This window comes from Usitatibacter palustris (assembly GCF_013003985.1).
Lineage (GTDB): Bacteria > Pseudomonadota > Gammaproteobacteria > Burkholderiales > Usitatibacteraceae > Usitatibacter > Usitatibacter palustris.
The window spans coordinates 1,513,719-1,536,516 of sequence record NZ_CP053073.1 but is presented as its reverse complement, the minus strand read 5'-3'; the positions used below and the strand labels follow the sequence as shown (position 1 = coordinate 1,536,516).

At 65.4% G+C, this 22,798-nt stretch carries 24 protein-coding genes; 12 read left to right on the top strand and 12 right to left on the bottom strand.

All coding sequences use genetic code 11. The features are described from left to right. Positions 1–7: 7 nt before the first annotated feature. From DSM104440_RS07760 to DSM104440_RS07745, 4 genes are read right to left on the bottom strand one after another with little or no spacing between them, the layout of a single operon-like run. The gene (locus DSM104440_RS07760; RefSeq protein ID WP_171161446.1) at positions 8–1,168 is read right to left on the bottom strand and encodes a DUF3570 domain-containing protein; all 1,161 of its coding nucleotides are present in this window, start codon (positions 1,166–1,168) and stop codon (positions 8–10) included. Further along, positions 1,155–1,370, bottom strand: a complete 216-nt coding sequence (locus tag DSM104440_RS07755) for a DUF4266 domain-containing protein (RefSeq protein WP_212758261.1) — start codon at positions 1,368–1,370, stop codon at positions 1,155–1,157. Before DSM104440_RS07755 ends, DSM104440_RS07760 begins: the two co-directional genes overlap by 14 nt. Beyond that, the gene (locus DSM104440_RS07750) at positions 1,367–1,843 is read right to left on the bottom strand and encodes a TlpA family protein disulfide reductase (RefSeq protein WP_171161445.1); all 477 of its coding nucleotides are present in this window, start codon (positions 1,841–1,843) and stop codon (positions 1,367–1,369) included. Before DSM104440_RS07750 ends, DSM104440_RS07755 begins: the two co-directional genes overlap by 4 nt. Further along, positions 1,843–2,514, bottom strand: a complete 672-nt coding sequence (locus DSM104440_RS07745; RefSeq protein ID WP_171161444.1) for a c-type cytochrome — start codon at positions 2,512–2,514, stop codon at positions 1,843–1,845. The genes DSM104440_RS07750 and DSM104440_RS07745 overlap by 1 nt, the downstream gene beginning before the upstream one ends. 150 nt (positions 2,515–2,664) lie before the next feature. Here DSM104440_RS07745 and DSM104440_RS07740 point away from each other — a divergent pair, with 150 nt between their 5' ends. Continuing rightward, positions 2,665–3,204 carry a TRAP transporter small permease subunit gene (locus DSM104440_RS07740; protein ID WP_171161443.1) on the top strand — a complete coding sequence of 180 codons (540 nt, stop codon included), beginning with the start codon at positions 2,665–2,667 and terminating at the stop codon, positions 3,202–3,204. Beyond that, a complete protein-coding gene (locus DSM104440_RS19405) occupies positions 3,204–4,808 on the top strand; it encodes a TRAP transporter large permease (protein ID WP_246212117.1) in 1,605 nt (534 codons plus the stop codon). Before DSM104440_RS07740 ends, DSM104440_RS19405 begins: the two co-directional genes overlap by 1 nt. Positions 4,809–4,823: 15 nt before the next feature. Here the strand turns inward: DSM104440_RS19405 and DSM104440_RS07730 are convergent, their stop codons facing one another. Both DSM104440_RS07730 and pmbA read right to left on the bottom strand, forming a co-directional pair. Beyond that, positions 4,824–5,912, bottom strand: coding sequence for a TRAP transporter substrate-binding protein (locus DSM104440_RS07730; protein WP_171161441.1), 1,089 nt, complete (start codon positions 5,910–5,912; stop codon positions 4,824–4,826). 19 nt (positions 5,913–5,931) lie between these two features. Beyond that, on the bottom strand, positions 5,932–7,290 hold the full coding sequence (gene pmbA / locus DSM104440_RS07725) for a metalloprotease PmbA (RefSeq protein ID WP_171161440.1): 1,359 nt from the start codon (positions 7,288–7,290) through the stop codon (positions 5,932–5,934). A gap of 87 nt (positions 7,291–7,377) precedes the next feature. Between pmbA and yjgA the strand changes: the two genes are divergently transcribed. From yjgA to DSM104440_RS07710, 3 genes are read left to right on the top strand one after another with little or no spacing between them, the layout of a single operon-like run. Continuing rightward, positions 7,378–7,806, top strand: coding sequence for a ribosome biogenesis factor YjgA (gene yjgA, locus DSM104440_RS07720; protein WP_246212116.1), 429 nt, complete (start codon positions 7,378–7,380; stop codon positions 7,804–7,806). Beyond that, positions 7,803–8,396: a molybdopterin adenylyltransferase gene (mog, locus tag DSM104440_RS07715; RefSeq protein ID WP_171161438.1), complete on the top strand. Its 594-nt coding sequence runs from the start codon at positions 7,803–7,805 to the stop codon at positions 8,394–8,396. The genes yjgA and mog overlap by 4 nt, the downstream gene beginning before the upstream one ends. A 1-nt stretch (position 8,397) precedes the next feature. Further along, on the top strand, positions 8,398–9,093 hold the full coding sequence (locus DSM104440_RS07710) for an alpha/beta hydrolase (RefSeq protein WP_171161437.1): 696 nt from the start codon (positions 8,398–8,400) through the stop codon (positions 9,091–9,093). 110 nt (positions 9,094–9,203) lie between these two features. Here DSM104440_RS07710 and DSM104440_RS07705 read toward each other — a convergent pair whose 3' ends face one another. From DSM104440_RS07705 to DSM104440_RS07685, 5 genes are read right to left on the bottom strand one after another with little or no spacing between them, the layout of a single operon-like run. Continuing rightward, positions 9,204–9,593, bottom strand: a complete 390-nt coding sequence (locus DSM104440_RS07705) for a cupin domain-containing protein (protein ID WP_171161436.1) — start codon at positions 9,591–9,593, stop codon at positions 9,204–9,206. After that, complete coding sequence (locus DSM104440_RS07700; protein WP_171161435.1) at positions 9,590–10,039, bottom strand: acyl-CoA thioesterase; 450 nt, start codon at positions 10,037–10,039, stop codon at positions 9,590–9,592. The genes DSM104440_RS07705 and DSM104440_RS07700 overlap by 4 nt, the downstream gene beginning before the upstream one ends. After that, positions 10,039–11,307, bottom strand: coding sequence for a patatin-like phospholipase family protein (locus tag DSM104440_RS07695; RefSeq protein WP_171161434.1), 1,269 nt, complete (start codon positions 11,305–11,307; stop codon positions 10,039–10,041). The genes DSM104440_RS07700 and DSM104440_RS07695 overlap by 1 nt, the downstream gene beginning before the upstream one ends. Beyond that, positions 11,304–12,983 (bottom strand): DNA repair protein RecN, encoded by a 1,680-nt coding sequence (gene recN, locus DSM104440_RS07690; protein WP_171161433.1) that lies wholly within the window; start codon positions 12,981–12,983, stop codon positions 11,304–11,306. Before recN ends, DSM104440_RS07695 begins: the two co-directional genes overlap by 4 nt. Before the next feature lie 13 nt (positions 12,984–12,996). Further along, positions 12,997–13,872, bottom strand: coding sequence for an NAD kinase (locus DSM104440_RS07685; RefSeq protein WP_171161432.1), 876 nt, complete (start codon positions 13,870–13,872; stop codon positions 12,997–12,999). A 57-nt stretch (positions 13,873–13,929) separates the two neighbouring features. Here DSM104440_RS07685 and hrcA point away from each other — a divergent pair, with 57 nt between their 5' ends. The 6 genes from hrcA to dnaJ all read left to right on the top strand — a co-directional run bounded on the left by hrcA (position 13,930) and on the right by dnaJ (position 20,141). After that, on the top strand, positions 13,930–14,940 hold the full coding sequence (hrcA, locus tag DSM104440_RS07680) for a heat-inducible transcriptional repressor HrcA (RefSeq protein ID WP_171161431.1): 1,011 nt from the start codon (positions 13,930–13,932) through the stop codon (positions 14,938–14,940). Continuing rightward, on the top strand, positions 14,941–15,933 hold the full coding sequence (hemH, locus tag DSM104440_RS07675; protein WP_171161430.1) for a ferrochelatase: 993 nt from the start codon (positions 14,941–14,943) through the stop codon (positions 15,931–15,933). Positions 15,934–15,946: 13 nt separating this feature from the next. Further along, positions 15,947–16,297, top strand: a complete 351-nt coding sequence (locus DSM104440_RS07670) for a phage holin family protein (RefSeq protein WP_171165786.1) — start codon at positions 15,947–15,949, stop codon at positions 16,295–16,297. Between the two features lie 76 nt (positions 16,298–16,373). Continuing rightward, the gene (gene grpE, locus DSM104440_RS07665; RefSeq protein WP_171161429.1) at positions 16,374–16,913 is read left to right on the top strand and encodes a nucleotide exchange factor GrpE; all 540 of its coding nucleotides are present in this window, start codon (positions 16,374–16,376) and stop codon (positions 16,911–16,913) included. A 62-nt stretch (positions 16,914–16,975) separates the two neighbouring features. Then, positions 16,976–18,931 carry a molecular chaperone DnaK gene (dnaK, locus tag DSM104440_RS07660; RefSeq protein ID WP_171161428.1) on the top strand — a complete coding sequence of 652 codons (1,956 nt, stop codon included), beginning with the start codon at positions 16,976–16,978 and terminating at the stop codon, positions 18,929–18,931. Between the two features lie 76 nt (positions 18,932–19,007). Beyond that, a complete protein-coding gene (gene dnaJ, locus DSM104440_RS07655; RefSeq protein ID WP_171161427.1) occupies positions 19,008–20,141 on the top strand; it encodes a molecular chaperone DnaJ in 1,134 nt (377 codons plus the stop codon). 19 nt (positions 20,142–20,160) lie between these two features. Here dnaJ and DSM104440_RS07650 read toward each other — a convergent pair whose 3' ends face one another. Then, the gene (locus tag DSM104440_RS07650) at positions 20,161–21,276 is read right to left on the bottom strand and encodes an ABC transporter substrate-binding protein (RefSeq protein WP_171161426.1); all 1,116 of its coding nucleotides are present in this window, start codon (positions 21,274–21,276) and stop codon (positions 20,161–20,163) included. Between the two features lie 219 nt (positions 21,277–21,495). Between DSM104440_RS07650 and DSM104440_RS07645 the strand changes: the two genes are divergently transcribed. After that, the gene (locus DSM104440_RS07645) at positions 21,496–22,617 is read left to right on the top strand and encodes an ABC transporter substrate-binding protein (RefSeq protein ID WP_171161425.1); all 1,122 of its coding nucleotides are present in this window, start codon (positions 21,496–21,498) and stop codon (positions 22,615–22,617) included. Positions 22,618–22,798: the final 181 nt, after the last annotated feature.

Genomic DNA, 22,798 nt, shown 5'->3' with positions numbered 1-22,798 from the left:
CGGAATCCTAGAATTCTTTGATGATGGATCCGAAAACGTACCACGCCCGCAGGGTATTGAACGCGGAGCTGCCATCGCCACCCAGGCGCAGGTCCTTCGCGTTGTAGTAGTAGCCGACCGTGCCCTCGACGAGCACGCCGCTGTCATGCCGCCAGATGCCGCGCACCGAGGGCGAAAGGCCGCCGAACGCACTGAGCCGCTGATCGCTCGACAACACCGCGGGCCGCGGCGTGGGAATCACCGGCGAATAGAAATCCGCGGCCGACTGCGTGTAGTAGCGAAGCGCGGGCCGCACCGACCACGCCTCGTTGATCTCCTGCTCCCACGCGGCCTCGAGCGTATGCGCGCGGATGCCCCAGTCGTCGCGGAAGAAGCGGTACTCCGCCTGGAGCGTGCCCTTCGAAGCCGGGACGTGCTGCCGGTAGCGCGTGAGCCAGGCGAGCGAATCGCGCGAGCCGGGCCGCACATCGGCCGCGAGCTGCGGAATGCCCTCGCTGCCCGGTGGCGGAAACGTGAACGTGATCTTGTAGGGATCGTTGTAGTAGCCGTCGCCGCGACTGAACTGCAGCGACGACTGCACGATCGCGAGCGGCGAGAGAACCTGCGTCACGCCAATGAGATATTCCTTGGTGTCGCGCCGCTCGTGAAGTTGCGGGTTGTCCCGCGAGCCCACGCGATCGTTCGCCTTGCCGTATCCCGCCGTCAGCGTGGTGAGCTTCTGGTTGAGATCCCAGGTGGCCTCGAGACCGAAGGCCCGCGAGTCGTAGTCCACCTCGTCGGAGATCGTGCGGCTCGCGGAGAACGTGAAGTCGCCCAGGCGCTTGGTGAGCTTGGCGTCCGCGCCCTTGCGCCGGTCGGTGATCGAGGCCCCCGTGATCGTCTGCACGGGCGTGCCGCCCTGGTTGGAGACGACCCGCGGCGAGGCGCCCGTGATGATGTCCATCAGGATGCTGGCGCGAAACTCCCACGTCTCCGCGAACGAAAAGCGCGTCCACAACACCGGCTCCGTGATCTTCATGAGATCGCGCTCCTTGTAGCCGAGCACGGAGAAGCCGATCTCGCCCGTTTCCGCGGCGCCCGAACGCATCGGCACGGCGAGGACGGGAAGTGCGAGTGCGGCCTTCATCAGCGCGGCAAGCGCGCCACCGTCCTGCTTAGTTGCAGCCACAGCCGCCTCCGCCCACGGTGCCCACGCCGCTCGCCGCTTCCTTGGCGGTGTAGGTCTTCTCGAGCGCGTGGGCCATGCCGGGCGATGAGGCCAGCGACATGTCGCGGCGCGCGAGGTGCTCGCGCTGCCAGGGTTCGACACTGGCGCATCCGCCGATCATCACGAGCAACACGAGACCGGCAGCAAGGGCGATGCGCTTCACGATTTCTCCTGGAGCAGCTTGTCGATTTCGGCGGCGAGCGATTGGGCGGTCGATTCCGTGAAGCCCCGGTGAACGACGCGCACCACGCCCTTGCGGTCGATGAGGTAGCCGCTGGGCATCGCCTTCACTGCGAAAGCCTTCGCGGCGCCATCGCCTTCATCCGGGATCCAGGGAAAGGTGATCGGGACCTTCTTCAGGAAGCGCTCGGCGTTCTCGGCCTTCGTGTCCTTGTTGATGCCCACGACGACGAAACCCGCCGCCCCCTTCTGTTTGTAGAGGCCATCGAGCAGCGGCATCGACAGGCGGCACGGCACGCACCACGAGGCCCAGAAGTCCACATAGACCACCTTGCCGCGATGGGCCGCGAGCGCGGGAAGGTTTGGGGCGGGCGCACCCGCCTCCACCGCGAGAACAACGGTGGAACCGCAGAGCAGCAGGAAGAAGGCGCACGCCCGGGCGGTGGCGGCGCGCATCAGAACGCGAAGCGGGTGATGGCCCTCGTCACCGTGACGCCGTTGATGGTGTAGGCGAGCGTGCCCGTGGTGGCGGTGGTGAAGGTGAAGGTGGCCGATCCGACCTTGACCACGCCGACCTTGCTCGTGTCATAGGCGCCGGTGGGTGGCGGACCCGAGACGCGATAGATGTCGCCCGTGTAGCTCGTGGGCGTCGTCCACGTGCCATCGGGCAGCGAGATCCACATCGGCTTGTTCGGGTTCTCGTACAAATAGAACAGCGAGAAGATCTTGTTCGAGACGTGCTGCGTGACGTTGATGCCCCAACCCGGCTGCGAAGGATCGAACCAGAGATCCGTGTAGTTGAGCGTGGGGACCGTCGGCTGCCCGGGATCGGGCCCGGGATTCTGGAGGAACGCGATGTAGGCAGCGACATCGGCGAGCTGCGCATTCGTGAGCTGGATGAACGACATCGCCCCGACTCGCTGGATGGCGGCGCGGATGAGGTCGGGACGGTTGGGCGCCGTCTCGGGGCCACCGACCGGCGGATTGCCGTGGCAGACCACGCAGATGCTGTTGAAGATGGCCGAACCGTTCTGCACGTTCTGGGCAGCGGTGGGCAACGCGGTCGCGAGGCCCAGGATGAGGGTCAACACGCCGATCGATCGATGCAGCATCTCGTGAACGCTCATGACGCAATCCGATGCGAGGGGCCAAGGATACCGCGCACGTATGGGTCCATTGACGACAGATACGGCGCGCGATTGTGAACGGATGTATCGGGCATACTTCCGCGACAACAATGAAACGGCGCGGACTATTCCCGCCGTTGGAGGAAATCGGTGCGCTTCCTGCTATCGACCGCTCGCGCGATCGACTTCGTGAACGACCGGGCCGGCTCCGCGGCCAACTGGCTGGTGCTCGCCGCCTGTCTCATCAGCGCGGGACACGCGATGACGCGTTACGCGTTCGACCTCGCCTCCAACGGCTGGCTCGACGCGGCCAAGTACCTCTTTGCCGCACTGGTGATGCTCGGCGCCTCCCACACGCTGCGCCGCAACGAGCACGTGCGCGTGGATATCCTCTACACAATGCTTTCCGCGCGAGGCAAGCTCTGGTTGGACCTCATCGGCACCGCGGTGTTCTTGGTTCCGTCGATGCTGGTGATCGCCTGGTACTCGTGGCCCTTCTTCATGCAGTCCTGGTCGATCGCGGAAGGCTCGGCCAACGCGGGCGGCCTCGCGCAGTACCCGGCAAAGATCCTGCTTCCGCTGGGCTTCACGCTGGTCGCGCTCCAGGGCGTGTCGGAGATCATCAAGCGCGCGGCGTCGCTGCATGGCGACGCCTCCTACACCGCGCACTACGAGCGGCCCCTCCAGTGATGTCCGCAGAGTGGCTGCCGCCGCTGATGTTCGCGTGCATGGTGCTGGTCATGCTCATCGGTTACCCGGTGGCGTTCTCGCTCGCGACCCTCGGGCTCGTTTTCGGATTCGTCGCGGTGGAGATGGGCATCTTCCCGGCGGAGTTCCTGCAGGCCATCCCGGGGCGCATCCACGGCAGCGTGCTCATGAACGACCTGCTGCTCGCGATCCCGTTCTTCACGTTCATGGGCGCGGTGCTCGAGAAGTGCGGCCTCGCCGAGGACATGCTCGACTCGATGGGCCAGCTCTTCGGCCCGATGCGCGGAGGACTCGGCTACTCGGTGATCCTGGTGGGATTCATCCTGGGCGCGATCACCGGGACGGTAGCCGCGCAGGTGATCGCGATGGCGCTCATCTCGCTGCCGGTGATGATGCGATACAAGTACAACATGAAGTACGCCACGGGCGTGCTCGCGGCCTCGGGGACAATCACGCAGTTGGTGCCGCCCTCGCTCGTGTTGATCGTCCTCGCCGACCAGTTGGGCAAGTCCGTCGGCGACATGTACCTCGGCGCGTGGGGGCCTTCGATCCTCCAGGTGCTGCTCTTCATCGGGTTCACGTTCGCGGTCAGCGTCGTGAGACCCGAGTGGGTGCCGGGCGTGCCGAAGGAACATCGCACGTTGAGCGGCTGGCCGCTCGTGAAGAAATGCCTCTGGGGCATCGTGCCCGCGGCCGTGCTGATCTTCGTCGTGCTGGGCACGCTGCTCATGGGCCTCGCGACGCCGACCGAGGGCGGCGCGATGGGAACGGTGGGCGCCATCGTGCTCGCGACCGCGCGCCACCCGCAGCTGGGAACCGGAAGCCGCCGCTTCCTGCTCGTGGGTGTTATCGCCGCGGGAATCGCGGCGATCATCGGCATCTTCGCGTTCAAGTCGCTCGCGTTCCAGGTGGCCGTCGCGGTGGTCTACGCTGCGATCGTGTGGGCGCTGGTGCGTGCGGCCGCCATCGCGGACCTGCGCGACCTCATCCACAAGGCCTTCGCCGCGACGATGCGGCTCACGGCGATGGTGATCTTCATCCTGATCGGCTCGACGTGTTTTTCCGTCGTCTTCCAGGGCGTGAATGGCGGGCCGTGGCTCGAAAGTATGCTCACCGGATTGCCCGGCGGCGTGTGGGGGTTCCTGATCGTCGTGAACCTCTTCGTGTTCTTCATCGCTTTCTTCCTCGACTTCTTCGAGATCGCGTTCATCATCGTGCCGCTGCTCGCACCGATCGCGAAGGTGCTGCTCACGCCGATCGTGGGCGAGGAAGCCGCGCTGGTGTGGTTTGGCGTGATGCTGTGCGTGAACCTGCAGACCTCGTTCATGCACCCGCCCTTCGGCTTCGCGCTCTTCTACCTGCGCGGCGTCGCGCCCAAGGAAGTGAAGAGCTCGGACATCTACTGGGGGGCGCTGCCGTGGGTCGGGCTGCAGCTCGTGCTGGTCGCGCTGGTGATCGCGTTCCCGAAGCAGGTCACGATGTTCCTCGACAAGCCGCAGGCCGTCGATCTCGACAAGGTGCAGATCGAGATGCCCGCGGAGTCGAAGGAACCGACCGAAGACCCGATGAAGGCCTTCCAGAAATAGAGGGGTCTGACCCCTCTACTTCTTGGCGCCGGCCATGAAGTCGTCGAAGGTGTTCTCGGTGAAGCGCATCCACGTGATGAGGTCGTTGCGGAACGGCATCACGTGGTCGTGGACCTTCTTGAACTTCGGGTTCTTCGCGCAGTTCTCCGCGAAGATCTCGAGGGTCGCCTTGTAGCAGGCGTCCATGACGTCCTTCGGGAAGGCCTTGGGTCTCACGCCCGCGGCGACGAGGCGCTTCAACGCCTGCGGATTACCCGCGTCGTAGCGCGCCATCATCATCGTGTTGCCCTCGTGGCACGCCGCTTCGAGCACCGCCTGGTAGTCCTTGGGCAGCTCGGACCACGCCTTGTTGTTCACGAAGAGGTGCAGCGCCGGCCCGCCTTCCCACCAACCCGGGTAGTAGTAGTTCTTGACGATCTTGTTGAAGCCGAGCTTCTCGTCGTCGTAGGGGCCGACCCATTCGACGGCATCGATCGATCCCTTTTCGAGCGCGGAGTAGATCTCGCCGCCGGCGATCTGCTGCGGGACCACGCCCAGCTTCGCGAGGACCATCCCGCCGAAACCGGGGATGCGCATCTTCAGGCCCTTGAGATCCGCGAGGCTCTTGATCTCCTTGCGATACCAGCCGCCCATCTGCGCGCCCGTGTTGCCGCAGAGAATTCCGCGCACGTTGTAGTCGGCGTAGAACTCGTTCATCAGCGCGTCGCCGCCGCCCGCATACCACCACGCGTTGAACTGGCGGCAGTTGAGGCCGAAGGGCACGGCGGTACCGAAGGCGAAGGTCGGATCCTTGCCCACGTAGTAGTAGCTCGCCGTGTGACCGCATTGCACGGTGCCGTTCTGCACCGCGTCGAGGACCTGGTTGCCCGGAACGATCTCGCCGCTGGAGAACGTCTGGATCTGGAACTTGCCGTTGGTCGCGGCGGCCACGCGCTTGCCGACGACATCGGCGGAAGCGAAGATCGTATCGAGCGTCTTCGGGAAGCTCGAGGCGAGGCGCCACTTGATCTCGGGTTGCGATTGGGCGATTGCCGGCGCGCTGCTCGCGGCGAGAATGCCGGCCATGCCTGCGCCGGTGGCGTTCAGGAATTTCCTGCGTTGCATGTCCCCTCCTGTTGGTCTTTTATTCGCCCGCGATCGTCATGCGATCGACGAGGATGGATCCGCACTGCTTGGAGCCTCGCACCAGGACATCGCGCCCGCAGGCAACGATGCCGCGATACATGTCGAGCAGGTTCCCCGCGATGGTGACTTCCTCGACCGGGTACTTGATCTCGCCGCCCTCGACCCAGAAGCCGGCCGCGCCGCGCGAGTAGTCGCCCGTGACGGGGTTCACGCCCTGGCCGAGCAACTCGGTGACGAGGAGGCCCCGCCCCATGAGCTTCAGCAGGCCCGCCTGATCGTGCTCGCCGGGAGCAAGCACGAGATTGTGGTTGCCGCCGGCGTTGCCGGTCGTGGGCAGCCCCAGCTTGCGCGACGAGTAGGTCGACAGGAACCAGCCCTTGAGCACGCCGTCTTCCACGACATTGCGCTTCACCGTGGAAACACCCTCGCCATCGAAATAGGCACTGGCCATTTCGCCGTGCTGGTGCGGATCCTCGAGGATCTGCACGTGTGGCGCGAAGATCGCGGTGTCGAGCTTGTCGAGCAGGAATGACGAACGCCGGTAGAGGCTCGAGCCCGAGGCCGCGCCGACGAAGGAGCCCAGGAGGCTGCCGGAAATGTTGGCGTCGAAGAGCACCGGCACATCGCCCGTGGGCAGGCGCCGCGAGCCCAGGCGGCTCACCGCGCGCTGGCCCGAAACGCGGCCGACATCCGGGCCGCGCTCGAGTTGCTTGAAGTCGCGATGCGAGGTGTACCAGTAGTCGCGCTGCATCCCGGCCTTGTCCTCGGCGATGACGCTCACCCCGATGCTCGCGCGCGAGGTCGGATAGCCGCCGAAGAAGCCGCGCGAGTTGGCGAGGATGAAGTCCGCGTCGTGCGCGCTGACCGTCGCTCCCTCGGTATTGGTGATCCGCTTGTCGACCGCGAGCGCGGCGGCTTCCGTTTCGCGCGCGATCTCGATCGACGCTTCGACCGAAAGACCCCACGGATGGAAGAGACCGAGATCCGGCGCTTCGCCCTTCCAGAGGCGATCGACGTCGGGCAGGCCCGCGAATTCGTCCGCGGCCGTGTGGCGCGCGATGGCACAGGCGGCCTCGACCGTGCGGCGTATGGCGTCGTCCGACAGGTCCGAGGTGCTCGCGTTGCCGCGGCGCGTGCCGAAGAAAACGGTGATCCCCAGGCCCTTGTCGCGGTTGTATTCCACCGTCTCGACTTCGCCGCGGCGGACGGTGACGCTCTGTCCGACAGCCGCGGAGATCTCGGCTTCGGCATCGGAGGCGCCACAGGCCTTGGCGATTTCGAGGGAACGGCGGGCGGTCTGCGCCATCGCGTCTCGGGAGAGCGGGAGCGCAGCGGATGCGAGGTTGGTGTCGGGCATAATTGCGGGGCGATGCAAGACGATGATTTTATCAGCAAGACCCAGCGCAAGCGGCAAATGCTCGACATTCAGAATGTCGGCAAAGCCTTGACGAAGCTCTCGAACGAGGAGCTTTCGCGCATGACCCTGCCCGAGAACCTGCGGGAGGCGGTCGTGGCTGCGCGCCAATTCAACAAGCACGAGGCCATCCGCCGCCAGCTCCAGTACATCGGCCGGATCATGCGCGATCTCGACGTGGCCCCCATCGCCGAGCAGATCGCAGCGATCCACGCGCCCTCGAAGCGCGACACCGCCCTCTTCCACCGCGCCGAAAAGTGGCGCACGGACCTCATGAAGGACCCCACCGCGATGGCGCGGTTCCTCAAGGAATTCCCCGAGGCCAACACGCGCCGCCTGCAGGCGCTGGCCGACGCGGCCAATGCCGAGCGCGACGCCGACCGGGCGCCCAAGTTCTACCGCGAGCTCTTCCACGCGATCAACACGCTGCTGCAGGAACAGTTGCGGAGGGACAAGTGAGCCACGATGCGGTGAGGATCGGCCTCGTCTCGACGAGCGACCGCGCGTCGCAAGGCGTCTACAAGGACGAAGGCGTGCCCGCGCTCGAAGCCTGGCTCACGGGCGCGCTGTTGAACCCCATCACTTTCGAACGCCGCGTGATTCCCGACGAGCGCGTGATGATCGAAACCATCCTCGTGCAGCTGGTCGACGAAGTCTGGTGCGACCTCGTCATCACGACGGGCGGTACAGGCCCGGCACCGCGCGACGTGACGCCGGAGGCGACGCTGGCCGTGGCCGATCGCGAGATGCCCGGCTTTGGCGAGCAGATGCGCCGCATCAGCCTGGAGTTCGTGCCGACGGCAATCCTTTCCCGCCAGGTGGCCGTGATCCGCAAGAAATCGCTGATCCTGAATTTGCCCGGGCAGCCCAAGTCGATCCGCGAGACGCTCGAGGGCCTGAAGACGCCCGAGGGCAAGACGCAGGTCGCGGGAATCTTCGCGGCCGTGCCCTACTGCATCGACCTCATCGGCGGCCCCTACCTCGAAACCCGCGAGGAAGTCGTGAAGGCTTTCCGCCCCAAATCCGCAATCCGACCCCCGAAGACCTGAAATGGAAATGCTTCAACACATCGAGCTCGTCACCGGCCCCGATCCCAAGGGCACCATCATCTGGATGCACGGCCTGGGCGCCGACGGCTGGGACTTCGTGCCCATCGTCCGCGAGCTGCCGCTGCCCGAAGACCTCGCACTGCGATTCATTTTCCCGCACGCGCCGCCGCGGGCGGTCACGATCAACAACAACCAGGTGATGCGCGCGTGGTACGACATCGTTCCCGACGGCCAGTCGCTCGACTTCGCGAGGAAGCCCGATGAAGCCGGCATTCGCGAATCGCAGAAGGCCGTCGAGGTGCTGATCGAACGCGAGAAGAAGCGCGGCGTGCCTGCGGACAAGATCATCCTCGCGGGCTTTTCGCAGGGCGGCGCGATCGCGCTGCAGACGGGCCTGCGCCACGCCGAGGGGCTCGCGGGCATTGCCGCGCTCTCGACCTATCTCGCGATTCCCGATGCGCTCGCGAAGGAAGCCTCCGCCGCCAATCGGCGCACGCCGATCTTCATGGTGCACGGCACGCAGGATCCCGTGATTCCCGTTGCGCTGGCCGACGCGTCGCGCAAGACGCTCGAAGCCGCGGGTTATCCGGTGCAGTGGACGACGTATCCGATGCCGCACTCGGTGTGCGCGGAGGAAGTCGAAGCGCTGGGAGAGTGGATCGCGGCGAAGTTCAGGAGCCGGATATTGTTGGCCTGACAGGAACTGTCATCCTGAGGGCCGCAGGCGCGAAGGACCTGCTTGAATGGTTTAACTGTCAAACCCCTCAAGCAGGTCCTTCGTCGCTTCGCTCCTCAGGAAGACAATGTCTATTGCACCGGCGTCGCGAGCGGCTTTCCTTTTTCGACGATGTACGTCGCGATCACCTTCGCCGGCTTGTCGCCGACGGCCTTCGCATCGTGGATCTTTCCCGCAGGGATGTAGTAGCTATCGCCCGCCTTGAGCGTGCGCGGTGGCTCGCCGTCGATCTCGAGCAGTGAAGTGCCCTCGATCACGTAGCCCGTCTCGGGGCCGAAGTGCGTGTGGCGGCCGGCCGAAGCACCGGGCGCAATCTCCGCGAGCCCCACGATCACTTCCTTGCCGCCCTCGATGTCGAAGCGCTGCAGCGGCGTGCGCTTGATTCCGGCAGGCGGCGTCTGCGCGATGGCACAAGCGCACAGCGCGAGCGTTGCGGCGATGGCCAGCGATGCGATTCTCATGATGCGGCCTCCTCCGTCCTGACCAGCGGCGCGAGCGCAGTACGCATGGCTTCGGGCAGCGACACGGGCTTGCGCGTCACGCGATCGACATACACGTGCACGAAGTGGCCCTGCGCCGCGGCGGAATCTCCTTTGCCGAAGAGCGCGATCTCGTAGCGCACGCTCGAGCGCCCGACCTGCGCCACTCGCAGCCCGCCGGTCACGAGTTCGGGATAGCTCAGCGGCGCGAAATACTGGCAGCCGGTCTCGACGACCAGGCCGATCACGGGGCTCTTCTCGATGTCGAGCAATCCCTGCTCGATGAGCCAGGTGTTCACGACCGTGTCGAAGTACGAGTAATACGTGGCGTTGTTCACGTGTCCGTACGCGTCGTTGTCGGCCCAGCGCGTCGTGATCTCGCGAAGGACCGCGTACGCGCTGCGCGGGTGCGGCGAGGGACGCGGCATCAGGGCTCGCCGCCGCCCGCCGTGGGTACCGCGGCGGCTGCGGCTGCGGCGGCCACCGCGCGCGATTCCGCGCCGACAACCGGGAAGCGCACCGTGCGCTCGTAGACGCCCGGGATGGGCGACAACCCGCCTGCCATGAACGCCTCGACTTCGTCGCGGCGCTTCATCGTGTCGTTGTAGCCGAGCTGGATCAGCTCGCGGCAGTAGCCCTGCTCGAACAGCAGGTAGCTCGCGAGGTTGGCGCCGCCACGCCGCATGGCTCCGATCGACCGCAGCAGGAAGCGGATCGGCCACGGCAGGTTGCGCACGTGCTTCACCGCGATCGCATCGAGCGGTTCGGACGGCGTGATCACCAGCACGTCGACGTGGTGCAGCGTGAGGCCCATCTTGACCAGCGTCTCGCGCGGCACGGCGCTGATCGTGCGGTTGATCCGTTCCAGGCGCTCAAGGTCCACCGCGAGGCTGTCCAGGAAGATCGAGTTCATCACGTGGCCCGCCACCTGCGCGAGCGTGGGGTAGTTGTCGCCGCGCGTGCGGTCCGGCGCTTCGCTCTTCAGCTTGGCGGTACCCACGACCACGACGCGATCCGCCCCCAGGTGCAGCGCGGGGCTCACGGGGGCGACCTGGCGCATCGAGCCGTCGCCGAAGAACTCGCGATTGAGCTTGTGCGCGGGAAAGAGAAACGGGATGGCGCTCGAGGCCATGAGGTGCTCGACGCCGATCTTCGTCTTGATGCCCACGCGCTGGGAGCGCTTCCAGTCGTCGAGGTCGGGACGGCCCTCGAAGAAGCTGCAGCTCTGCCCCGAGGTGTAGCCCGAGCAGCTGATGGCGAGCGCGTCGAGCGCGCCGGCGGCGATGTTCTTCTCGATGCGGGTGAAATCGAGCTTGCGGCTGAGCAGCGCCTGCAGCGGCCGGTTATCCAGCAGCGAGATCGGCTTGTTCTTCATCCACGCGCCGAAGATCATCCCGGCGAACCACTTGCCGCTGTTGACCGCGACGCCGGCGAAATCCGAGCGATAGACGTGGCGCGGTTCGAAGTGGCGCCAGACCTCGAGGAGGTTGTCGACCGCCTTGCCGAAATCGTCCGCGTAGACCGCGAGCGAGCCCGCGTTCACCGCACCGGCGGACGTGCCGCTGATGATCGGGAATGGATTCACCTTGGAGTCGGGCAGCATCTCCTTGATGGCCTGCAGCACACCGACCTGGTAGGCCGCGCGCGCGCCGCCGCCCGAAAGGACCAGTCCTGCCTTGGGAGGCATCGTGCTCATACCCGCGACGATGTACCCGCAGCGCGGGCGTTTTGCAACATCTCGACCGCGTGGCGCCGCGTAGCTTCGGTGATCTTGAGGCCGCCGAGCATGCGGGCGATCTCGGTGACGCGCTCCTCGGGATCGAGCGGCTCGACAGCGGCGACGGTGCCGCGCGCGCCCGGATGCTTCGAGACGCGCAACTGCGCACGCGCGTGAGACGCGACCTGCGCGAGGTGCGTCACGCAAAGGACCTGGTGGTGCATGCCCAGGGACTGGAGCAATTTGCCGACGATTTCGGCGACACCCCCGCCGATGCCCGAATCGACCTCGTCGAACACGAGCGTGGGTACCGCGGCCTGGCCGGAGAGCAGGACCTGGATCGCCAGTGCCAGGCGCGAGAGCTCGCCGCCCGAAGCAACCTTCGCGAGCGGTGCGAGCGGCTGGCCCGCATGCGCCGACACCTGCAGCTCGATACTCTCCAGCCCGCCCGAAGTGGGTTCCTCCAGCGCTTCGATCGCGACCGACAGGCGCCCGCCTTCCATGCCCAGGCGCTGCATGGTCTTGGTGACTTCACCGCCCAGTTTCTTCGCGCCGTCGCGCCGCAGCTTCGAAAGCTTCGCGGCCGACGTGCGGAACTGCGCTTGCGCGGCGGCTTCCTGCGCCTTCAGTTGTTCGAGGCTTTCCTCGCCACCGAGCTCCGCGAGGCGCGCGCGGCGCTCCGCGAGGGCTCCGGGAATGCCGGAAGGATCGACCCGGAAGCGGCGCGCGCAATCGTGCACGGCGGCGAGCCTGCGATCGACTTCCGCGAGGCGACCCGGATCGACTTCGAGTTTCTGCAGATAGCGGCGCAACTGTTGCGCGGCCTCTGCGGCATGGACGTTCGCCGCTTCCACATCGCGACGCGCTTCTTCGAGACCCGCATCGAACGCCGCGGCTTCCGCGAGCAGCGTGCTTGCACGCCCGAGCCGGCTGGTTGCCGACTCCTCGGATTCATCGAGCGCTTCGGCGCACGTGGTGACGGTTTCGATCAGCTCCTGCGCGTGCGCGAGCCGTCCGTGTTCGGCTTGCTCTTCGGCCCACTGCGCCGGCTCGAAACCCAGCGCTTCGAGATCGCGGATCTCGTGCGCGAGCAATTCGCGTTCCCGCGCACTGCTCGCCTGCGCGTTCTCGCGCGCCGTGCGCTGGTTGGCGAGCTTGCGCCACTGCGCATGCAACCCGCTCACTTCGCGCGCGAGCGCCGTGCCTTTCGCATAGACATCGAGCAACGCGCGCTGCGCATCGCGCTTGAGCAGCAGCTGGTGCTCGTGCTGGCCATGAATGTCGAGAAGCCGCTCGCCGAGCTCGCGCAACTGCGCAACCGTCGCCGGACGACCGTTCACGAACGCGCGCGACCGGCCGGACACGTCGATGGTGCGCCGTACGACACACGCGCCATCGCCCTCCTCCAGCTCCGCGGCGCGCAGCCATTCGAGGGCCGGGCCCGTGGCCTCGAATTCGGCACTGATGTCGGAGCGCTCGCAGCCCGTGCGAACCACGCCCGCATCCGCGCGGCCGCCCAGGGCGAGTGCGAGCGCATCGACGAGGATGGATTTGCCCGCACCCGTCTCGCCGGTGAGCGCGGTGAAGCCCGCGCCCAGCTCGAGGTCGAGGCGGTCGACGATCACGTAGTCGCGGATGGCCAGGGCACGAAGCATCGGCGTGCAGCGCTCAGTTGTTTTCTTCGTTCCAGTGCAGCTTGTTGCGCAGCATCGAGAAGTACCGGTAAGCCTTCGGATGCAGGATCACCGCGGAATGGGGCGAGGCGGTGATCGTCACGACGTCGTCGACTTCCAGCACGCTGTGGGCCTGCACGTCAAAGTTCGCGCGCGCGTCGCGCCCACGCAGCAGCGTGATCTCGATCTTCGCGCTGCTCTGGATCGCGACCGGCCGGTTCGAAAGCGTGTGCGGCGAGATCGGCACGAGCGAGATCGCGGAAAGGGCCGGGTGCAGGATCGGGCCGCCCGCGGAAAGCGCATAGGCGGTCGAGCCGGTCGGCGTGGCGACGATCAGGCCATCGGCACGCAGGTTGTAGATGAACTCGCCGTCGATCGCGACCGAGAGCTCGATCATGTTGGCCACGGCGCCGCGGCTCACCACGACGTCGTTCATCGCCGTGGTCGCGAACGTGCGCTTGCCGCCGCGCGACACCCAGGCATCGAGCAGCGTGCGGCTCTCCGAGGTGTACTCGCCGTCGAGGACCTCTTCGATCGCCGGGGCCACGTTGTCGGCCGGGATGTCGGTGAGGAAGCCCAGGCGTCCGAGGTTCACGCCGACCAGGGGCACCTTGCGTTCCGCCATGCGGCGCGCGCAAGAAAGCAGCGTTCCATCCCCGCCCACGACGATGCAGATGTCCGCGCCTTCGCCGAGCTTGTCGAGCGCATGCGTGGCATCGGGCTTGGAACGGGCGGCGGTCGCGGTCGCGGCATCCATGTGGATCGCGACTCCGCGGCGGCGAAGTGCCCCGGTCAGCTGCTCGAGGGTCTGGGGGAGGTTCGCCGCGTCGCTTTTGCCAATGATGGCCGCGGTCTTGAATGGCGAAGGCATGGCCTCAATTAAATCACGATGGGGAGTGAGGCGTTTTAATGAAATAGAATGGGGCCCATGCTCAACGACCGCGCCCAGAGCCTCCTCAAGATCCTGGTCGAGCGCTACATCGCCGACGGACAACCCGTCGGCTCGCGTGCCCTCTCGAAGGTCTCTTCGCTCGAGCTGTCGCCCGCCACCATCCGCAACGTCATGGCCGACCTCGAGGAGATGGGCTTCGTCGCGAGCCCGCACACCTCCGCCGGCCGCATTCCCACGCCCAAGGGCTACCGCTTCTTCGTCGATACCCTGCTCACCGTGCGCCCGATGGAACAGCTCGAACAGGAGCAGCTCCAGAAGCACCTGCTGCCCGACGACCCGCATCGCGTGGTCTCGGCCGCCTCGCAGCTCCTGTCCGACCTCACGCATTTTGCCGGCGTCGTGGTGGCCCCCCGCCGGCGCGGCGCCGTGCTGCGCCACGTGGAGTTCTTCCGGCTTTCGGAAAAGCGCGTGCTGCTGATCATGGTCGCGAGCGACGGCGAGGTGCAGAACCGCGTGCTCCTGACCGACGTCGTCTATTCGCCCTCGCAGCTCGTGGAAGCGGCGAACTTCATCAACCAGAACTACGCCGGGCTGGAGTTCGACCAGCTGCGCCACAAGGTGCGCAACGAGCTCACGCAACTGCACGGGGACATCTCTGCCCTCACGCAGGCGGCCCTTGCCACCGGCAGCGAAGCGCTCAAGGAGAAGCACGAGGACGTCGTGATCTCCGGCGAGCGCAACCTCCTGGAAATCTCCTCGGACATGCAGCGCCTGCGCAAGATGTTCGACCTCTTCGAGAGGAAGACCCAGCTCCTGGGCCTGCTCGAGCAAAGCGAGCGCGCCGAGGGCGTGAAGATCTTCATCGGCGGTGAGTCGCAGCTGGTACCCCTCGACGAATGCTCGATCGTCACCGCACCCTACGAAGTGGACGGCGTGGTGATGGGCACCGTCGGCGTGATCGGCCCCACCCGCATGGCCTACGAGCGCGTGATCCCGATCGTCGACGTCACCGCCAAGCTCGTTTCTTCCGCGTTGTCCCAGCACTGAGTGGGTATCGAACGCACGGGGGTCCTGCTCGTCAACCTCGGCACGCCCGATGAGCCCACGCCGCGCGCCGTGCGCCGGTACCTGCGCGAATTCCTGATGGATCCGCGCGTCGTGCAGATCCCGCCGGTCCTCTGGTGGCCGATCCTCAATTTCCTCGTGCTGCCCTTCCGCGGCGGCACCTCCGCCGAGAAGTACAAGCAGGTCTGGACGCCCGACGGCTCGCCCCTGCGCGTGTACCTCGAGCGCCAGGCCCAGATGCTCAAGGGCTACATGGGCGAGCGGCTCAAGGTCGCAATCCCGGTGGTGGCCGCCATGCGCTACGGGAAGCCCTCGATCGCCGCGGGCATGGCCGAACTCAAGGAGCGCAACTGCAAGCGCCTGCTGGTGCTGCCGCTCTATCCGCAGTACTCGGCGAGCACGACCGCGAGTGTCGAGGACGCGCTCGCGAAAGCGCAGAAGTACCATCCGTTCGGACGCGTCCATGTCGTGCAGGACTTCCACGACAACGCCGGCTACGTGAAGGCGGTGGCGAAGAACATCAACGACTACTGGATGAAGCACGGCCGCCCCGACCGCCTCGTGTTGAGCTTCCACGGCTTGCCCAAGGCGATGATCGACGCGGGCGACCCGTACAAGACGCAATGCCACACGAGTGCCCGCCTCATCGCCACCGAGCTCGGGTGGAACGATGCGCGCACGATCGTCACGTTCCAGTCGCGCTTCGGCAAGGCCGAGTGGATCGGCCCGGCGACTGATGAAGTCCTCTCGAGGCTGGGGTGGGAGAAGGCGGGCCGCGTGGACGTGGCCTGCCCGGGCTTCGCTTCCGACTGCCTGGAGACGCTCGAGGAAATCGCCATCGAAGGACGCAAGACGTTCCGGGCCGCGGGCGGGAAGGAGTTCCATTACATTCCCACCACGAATGACACCCCCGCCTGGATGACAGCGCTGACCGCGATCGCGCTCGATAGCCTGCCCTTGTTGTACGACCGTTGAGGAGAAACCGATGCTGAGCCTGTTGCTGCGCTGGATCGTCAACGCTGCCGCCCTGCTGCTGGTGGCCTACCTTTACCCCGGCGTGGCGGTCACGACCTTCTTCGCGGCACTCATGGCCGCGCTGGTCCTGGGGCTGGTGAACGCGGTCATCCGGCCCATCCTGGTGATCCTCACGCTGCCCGTGACCATCCTCACGCTCGGGCTTTTCATCTTCGTGATCAACGCCTTGCTGTTCTGGTTCGTGGCCGAGGTCGTGAAGGGCTTCGAGGTCACCGGCTTCATGGCCGCGCTGATCGGCTCGGTCCTCTACAGCGTGATCACGCTGGTCACCAGCTGGCTGCTCTTCAGCCCTCCGAAGAAATAGTCCTACCGGAGGGTTGAAATACCCCTACGGCACCCCCAACTTCTCCGCAACGATATGTTTTTAATGGAGATTTCCCTTGGGGGAGCCTGCTCAGACCAGTACCGGGGAGACGCCTGAAGGCGTCGGCATTCCGGATGCCGGCGCAACCGCGCCGAACGCACAACCCGATCCGCTGGCCGAGGCACTCGCCGAAGCCGCTCGCCTGCGCGAGGAATGGCTGCGCGCGAAGGCGGAAACCGAGAACGTCCGCCGCCGCGGCCAGGAAGACGTCTCCAAGGCGCACAAATTCGGCGTCGAGGGCATGGCTTCCGCCCTGCTCGGCGTGAAGGACGGACTCGAAGCCGCGCTCACTGTGGAAAGCTCGTCGCTCGAGGCGGTTCGCCAGGGTGTTGAGCTCACCGCACGCCAGCTCGATGCCGTGTTCGAACGCTTCGGCCTCAAGCCCGTGGCCCCGGCCGTCGGCGAGAAATTCGATCCGCACCGCCACCAGGCCATCAGCGCGGTGCCGAGCGAGCAGGAACCCAACACCGTGGTCGCGCTGCTGCAGAAAGGCTGGCTGCTGCACGACCGCGTACTGCGCCCCGCCCTCGTCACGGTAGCGGCCGCGCCCGGTTGAAATCGCGCCGAAAAACCCGATTTAAGTACTAGACCAACAGCATTCGAAGAAGGACTACGAAAATGGCAAAGATCATCGGCATCGACCTGGGCACCACGAACTCGTGCGTGTCCATCATGGAAGGCGGCAAGCCCAAGGTCATCGAGAACTCCGAAGGCGCGCGAACCACGCCCTCGATCGTGGCCTATGCGGAGAACGACGAGATCCTCGTCGGTGCCCCCGCCAAGCGCCAGGCCGTCACCAACGCGAAGAACACCCTCTACGCGGTGAAGCGCCTCATCGGCCGCAAGTTCGAGGAAGCCGAGGTCCAGAAGGACATCGGCCTCATGCCCTACAAGATCGTGAAGGCCGACAACGGCGACGCCTGGGTGGAAGTGCGCGGCAACAAGCTCGCGGCCCAGCAGGTTTCGGCCGAAGTGCTGCGCAAGATGAAGAAGACCGCCGAGGATTATCTCGGCGAGCCCGTCACGGAAGCTGTCATCACCGTGCCGGCTTACTTCAACGACTCCCAGCGCCAGGCCACCAAGGACGCGGGCCGCATCGCCGGCCTCGAGGTGAAGCGCATCATCAACGAGCCCACGGCGGCGGCGTTGGCGTTCGGCATGGACAAGAAGGAAGGCGATCGCAAGATCGCGGTCTATGACCTGGGCGGCGGCACGTTCGACATCTCGATCATCGAGATCGCCAACGTCGACGGCGAACACCAGTTCGAAGTGCTCTCCACGAACGGCGACACGTTCCTGGGCGGCGAGGACTTCGACCAGCGCATCATCGACTACATCGTCGACGAGTTCAAAAAGCAGAACGGCCTCGATCTGTCGAAGGACCCGATCGCGCTCCAGCGCATCAAGAGTGCCGCCGAGCGCGCGAAGATCGAGCTCTCCTCTTCGCAGCAGACGGAAGTGCGCGAGCCCTACATCGCGATGGCCAACGGCGTCCCGGCCCACCTCGAGATGAAGCTCACGCGCGCGAAGCTCGAGTCGCTCGTCGATGACCTCATCGAGAAGACCATCAAGCCGTGCGAGATCGCGCTCAAGGATTCGGGCGTGAACCTCGCCGACATCGGCGACGTGATCCTCGTGGGCGGCATGACGCGCATGCCCAAGGTGCAGGAGAAGGTGAAGGCCTTCTTCGGCAAGGAGCCGCGCAAGGACGTGAACCCGGATGAAGCGGTCGCCGTCGGCGCCGCGATCCAGGGCGGCGTGCTCCAGGGCGACGTGAAGGACGTCCTGCTGCTCGACGTGACGCCGTTGTCGCTCGGTATCGAGACCAAGGGCGGCGTGATGCACAAGCTCATCCAGAAGAACACGACGATCCCGACCAAGGCGAGCCAGGTCTACTCGACGGCCGAAGACGGCCAGTCGGCGGTGACCATCCACGTGCTCCAGGGCGAGCGCGACATGGCCCGCGGCAACAAGAGCCTTGGCCAGTTCAACCTGGAAGGGATTCCGCCCGCCCCGGCCGGCATGCCGCAGATCGAGGTGCAGTTCGACATCGATGCGAACGGCATCATGCACGTGCACGCCAAGGACAAGGGCACGGGCAAGGAGAACCGGATCACCATCAAGGCGAGCTCGGGCCTCACCGAGGAAGAGATCCAGAACATGGTGAAGGACGCCGAGGCGCACGCCGACGAGGACAAGAAGGCCCTCGAGCTGGTGACCGCGCGCAACCAGGCCGACACCGCACTCCATTCGATCAAGAAGTCGCTCACGGAATACGGCGACAAGCTCGAAGCCGGCGAGAAGGAAAAGATCGAGGCCGCCGCCAAGGAACTCGAGGAAGTGATCAAGGGCGAAGACAAGGACGCGATCGAGGCCAAGACCCAGGCGCTGCTGACCGCCTCGCAGAAGCTGGGCGAGAAGGTCTACGCCGAGACGCAGGCCAAGGCGCAAGCCGAAGCCGGCGCCGCGCCCGGCCCGGAAGCGCAGGCCGCCTCCGCCGAGGCGAAAGCCGACGACGGCAAGAACGTGGTCGACGCCGAGTTCACGGAAGTGAAGGACAAGAAATCGGCTTGAGGCTTGGCTGCAAACGCATGACGGGGTCGGGCCGTAAGGTCCGGCCCTTTTTCGGTTTTAGGGAACGGGGAAATTGATGGCTCAGAAGCGCGATTACTACGAAGTGCTCGGCGTGAACAAGGATGCCTCCGACGAGGACATCAAGAAGGCCTATCGCAAGCTCGCGATGAAGTTCCACCCCGACCGCAATCCCGACAGCAAGGATTCGGAAGAGAAGTTCAAGGAAGCGAAGGAAGCCTACGAGATCCTCTCGGAAGCCGAGAAGCGCCGTGCCTACGACGCCTACGGGCACGCCGGCGTGAGCCAGCAGATGGGCGGCGGTCCGGGGCCGGGTGAGGCGGGCTTCGGCGGCTTCGCCGAAGCATTCGGCGACATCTTTGGCGACATCTTCGGCGGCCGCGCGGGCGGTCCGCGTTCCAACGTCTATCGCGGCGCGGATCTCCGCTACAACCTCGAGATCTCGCTCGAACAAGCCGCGCGCGGCACCGAGACCAAGATCCGCATTCCGGCGATGGAGGAATGCGAAACCTGCCACGGCTCGGGTGCGAAGCCCGGCACGCAGCCCAAGACGTGCACGTCGTGCAACGGCCAGGGCTCGGTGCGCGTCTCGCAGGGTTTCTTCTCGATCCAGCAGACCTGCCCCACGTGCCACGGCACCGGCCGCATGATCACGGACCCCTGCACCGCCTGCCGCGGCGCGGGACGCCTGAAGAAGCACAAGACCCTGCAGGTGAAGATTCCCGCGGGCATCGACGAGGGCGATCGCATCCGCCTCGCCGGCGAAGGTGAAGCGGGCGTGAACGGCGGACCGTCGGGCGACCTCTACGTCGTGATCCACCTCCAGGAGCACGGGGTCTTCCAGCGCGACGGCGACGACCTGCATTGCGAGATGCCGGTGAGCTTCGGCATGTCCGCGCTCGGCGGCGAAGTGGAGATCCCGACGCTCGACGGCCACGCGAAGATCAAGATTCCCGCGGAGACGCAGACCGGCCAGGTCTTCCGGCTGCGCGGCAAGGGGATCAAGGGCGTGCGCTCGAGCTACCCGGGCGATCTCCTGTGCGAGATCGTGGTCGAGACGCCGGTGAAGCTCACCGACCGCCAGAAGGAAATCCTGCGCGAGTTCGAGGAGATCAACCGCAAGGACGGCGATCGCCACAGCCCTCGCGCGAAGTCGTTCATGGACAAGGTGCGGGCCTTCTTCGCGGGCTGAACGCCCGCCCCTTGCGTCTTCAGTTGCGGTACGTGCCGCCGCGCGACAGGATCGACAGATCCGTCCAGTTGCTGCCGTGCTGCGACGTATCCGAGATGTTCACCACGAACCCGCCGGTGTCGTACTTGCCGATCTTCTGCAGGCCGGCGACGACTTCCTTGGGTGACGTGCCGCGCGCCTTGCGCAGGCCTTCGACGAGCACCTTGGCGGCGATGCAGCTCTCGAGCGTCGTGTAGTTGAGCTCGACCTTCGCGGCCGCCATCACTTCGCCGCATTCCTTCACGATAGGCACCGACGTCGTGCGCGGGTTCGGGACCACCTGGGTGACGTTGGTGCCCTTCGCGGCCTTCGAGCCCGCGAGCTCATCGGGATTCACGAACGACAGCGCCGAAATCGGGAATGACTTGCTCGATTTCGCCATCGCGTCGATGAGCTCGAGCACCGGAGGAAATTGCGTCGTGGCGATGATCACCTGCGGACCGTAGGCAAACAGGTCCTCGAACACCTTCGGGTCCACCTTGGCGCCGCGCTTCACCGAGACCCGGTGCGGCGTCTGGCCGTGGGCCTTGAGCAGGTCCGCGACGGTGGTGTAGTTCACCTTGCCCACTTCGTCGTCGTAGTGGATGACGGCCATCTTCGTCGCGCCGAACACGGACCAGTGCGCCACGATGCGCGAGATTTCGTCGCCATAGGATGCGCGGACCGTGTAGACCGACTTCTTGTCGCGAATCGCGAGCGAACCCGAGAACGGGGCAAAGATCGCCATCCCGTTGGCTTCGGCGATGGGAATCGCGTCGAGGCTCAACGTCGCGGAGGCAAAGCCATAGAGGAGCGAGACCTTCTTCTCTTCGATGAGCATCTTCGCGTTCGCGCCCGCGCGCTTGCGGTCGCTCACGTCGTCGAGCGTGATCATCTCGATCTTGCGGCCATTGATGCCGCCGGCTGCGTTCACCTTGGCGAAGTAGGCGAGCGCGCCGTCGCGGATGTCGCGGCCGACGTCGGCAACGGGACCCGAAAGCGGGGCCGATTGGCCGATGAGGATCTTCTCCTGGGCGTGGACAACGAAAGACGTGGATGCGGCCGTTATAGCGAAAGCGAAGACGGCCACGCGTGCCTGCGTGGAAATGGCTTTCATATTTCCCCTCCGAGGGAAGTGTTTAGGTAGGCGCGGTTTGTTTTTGCTTTGCATCCATCCTCCGCCTACTCGCCTGCGCCTGCATTTCATTTTTGTTGCTTTTGTAGTAAGCCCTTGTACTTTCAAGCAAAAATTGGTTAACTGCATCACATACCGGAACAGGAAAGCCAGATATGTTCCCGCGTACACAAAGATGTCTTCCCAGAAGGAGACCGAGCCATGTCCCGAATCGCCCTCGCAACCCTTAGTTTCCTGGTCGCCACGCTCGCCGCCGCCCAGGGCGTCACCGAATCCACGATCGTCCTTGGCCAATCGGTCGCCCTGACCGGGCCTGCCGCTGAGCTCGGCAAGGACATGCAGACCGGTGCGAACCTCTACTTCAACTTCGTGAACAGCCGGGGCGGTATCAACGGCCGGAAGATCGTCCTCAAGACCCTCGACGACGGCTACGAGCCGCCGCGCGCGGTCGAGAACACCAAGAAATTCATCAATGAGGAGAAGGTCTTCGCGCTCTTCGGCTACGTGGGCACGCCCACGAGCAACGCGGTGCTGCCGCTGTTCACCGAGGCCAAGGTGCCCTTCATCGGCGCGTTCACGGGTGCCGAGTCGCTGCGCGCGCCGTTCAACCGCAACATCTTCAACGTCCGCGCGAGCTACTTCGACGAGACGGAAGCCATCGTTCAGCACCTGACCGCGATGAGCGTGAACAACATCGCGATCTTCTACCAGAACGACGGCTACGGTCAGGCCGGCCTCGCGGGCGTCGAGCGCGCGATGAAGAAACGCAACATGGAGCTCACGGCGCGCGGCACGGTGGAACGCAACACCGTCGACGTGGCGAAGTCCATTGCCGAGATCCGCAAAGGCAACCCGCAGGCCGTGATCATGATCTCGGCGTACAAGTCGTGCGCGGCCTTCATCAAGGGCATGAAGGCGGCGGGCTCCAACCCCACGTTCTGGAACGTCTCCTTCGTGGGCAGCAAGGCGCTCGCCGCCGAGCTCGACAAGGAAGGCCGCGGCGTCCAGATCTCGCAGGTCGTCCCGTTCCCCTGGGACGCCTCGATCCCGGTCGTGAAGGAATACCAGGCGTTGCTGGCGGAAGCCAAGGCGGGTGAGCCGGGCTACGGCACGCTCGAGGGCTATATCGCCGCCAAGGTCACAGTCGAAGGCATTCGCCGCGCCGGCAAGAAGCTCGATCGCGATAGCTTCACCAAGGCGATGGAGTCGATGAGCCCGTGGGATGCGGGCGGCTTCAAGATCGCCTTCGCCCCCGATCGCCACAACGCCTCGACGTTCGTCGACCTGACGATCATCTCGAAAGACAAGAAGTTCGTCCGCTAGCGCGAGATACGAAAGGCAAGAGAAAGGCAAGAGAAAGGCAGAAAGAATCCGCAGATAAACGCGGATAAACGCAGATAACGGCTTGTGAGTTGCGGCTCCGTCAGTAGAACGTGCCCGCAATTCTTGGCATCAACCCACCAAGCTCTTATCTGCGTTTATCCGCGTTTATCTGCGGATTCTT

Excerpts from the sequence above, each read along its gene's own strand:
- DSM104440_RS19405 (WP_246212117.1), top strand. The coding sequence starts at position 3,204 with ATGTCCGCAGAGTGGCTGCCGCCGCTGATGTTCGCGTGCATGGTGCTG.
- DSM104440_RS07745 (WP_171161444.1), bottom strand. The coding sequence starts at position 2,514 with ATGAGCGTTCACGAGATGCTGCATCGATCGATCGGCGTGTTGACCCTC.
- DSM104440_RS07705 (WP_171161436.1), bottom strand. The coding sequence starts at position 9,593 with ATGAGAATCGCATCGCTGGCCATCGCCGCAACGCTCGCGCTGTGCGCT.
- DSM104440_RS07700 (WP_171161435.1), bottom strand. The coding sequence starts at position 10,039 with ATGCCGCGTCCCTCGCCGCACCCGCGCAGCGCGTACGCGGTCCTTCGC.
- DSM104440_RS07695 (WP_171161434.1), bottom strand. The coding sequence starts at position 11,307 with ATGAGCACGATGCCTCCCAAGGCAGGACTGGTCCTTTCGGGCGGCGGC.
- DSM104440_RS07685 (WP_171161432.1), bottom strand. The coding sequence starts at position 13,872 with ATGCCTTCGCCATTCAAGACCGCGGCCATCATTGGCAAAAGCGACGCG.
- DSM104440_RS07750 (WP_171161445.1), bottom strand. The coding sequence starts at position 1,843 with ATGCGCGCCGCCACCGCCCGGGCGTGCGCCTTCTTCCTGCTGCTCTGC.
- dnaJ (WP_171161427.1), top strand. The coding sequence starts at position 19,008 with ATGGCTCAGAAGCGCGATTACTACGAAGTGCTCGGCGTGAACAAGGAT.
- pmbA (WP_171161440.1), bottom strand. The coding sequence starts at position 7,290 with ATGCCCGACACCAACCTCGCATCCGCTGCGCTCCCGCTCTCCCGAGAC.
- DSM104440_RS07645 (WP_171161425.1), top strand. The coding sequence starts at position 21,496 with ATGTCCCGAATCGCCCTCGCAACCCTTAGTTTCCTGGTCGCCACGCTC.
- DSM104440_RS07710 (WP_171161437.1), top strand. The coding sequence starts at position 8,398 with ATGGAAATGCTTCAACACATCGAGCTCGTCACCGGCCCCGATCCCAAG.
- DSM104440_RS07650 (WP_171161426.1), bottom strand. The coding sequence starts at position 21,276 with ATGAAAGCCATTTCCACGCAGGCACGCGTGGCCGTCTTCGCTTTCGCT.
- hrcA (WP_171161431.1), top strand. The coding sequence starts at position 13,930 with ATGCTCAACGACCGCGCCCAGAGCCTCCTCAAGATCCTGGTCGAGCGC.
- recN (WP_171161433.1), bottom strand. The coding sequence starts at position 12,983 with ATGCTTCGTGCCCTGGCCATCCGCGACTACGTGATCGTCGACCGCCTC.
- dnaK (WP_171161428.1), top strand. The coding sequence starts at position 16,976 with ATGGCAAAGATCATCGGCATCGACCTGGGCACCACGAACTCGTGCGTG.
- DSM104440_RS07730 (WP_171161441.1), bottom strand. The coding sequence starts at position 5,912 with ATGCAACGCAGGAAATTCCTGAACGCCACCGGCGCAGGCATGGCCGGC.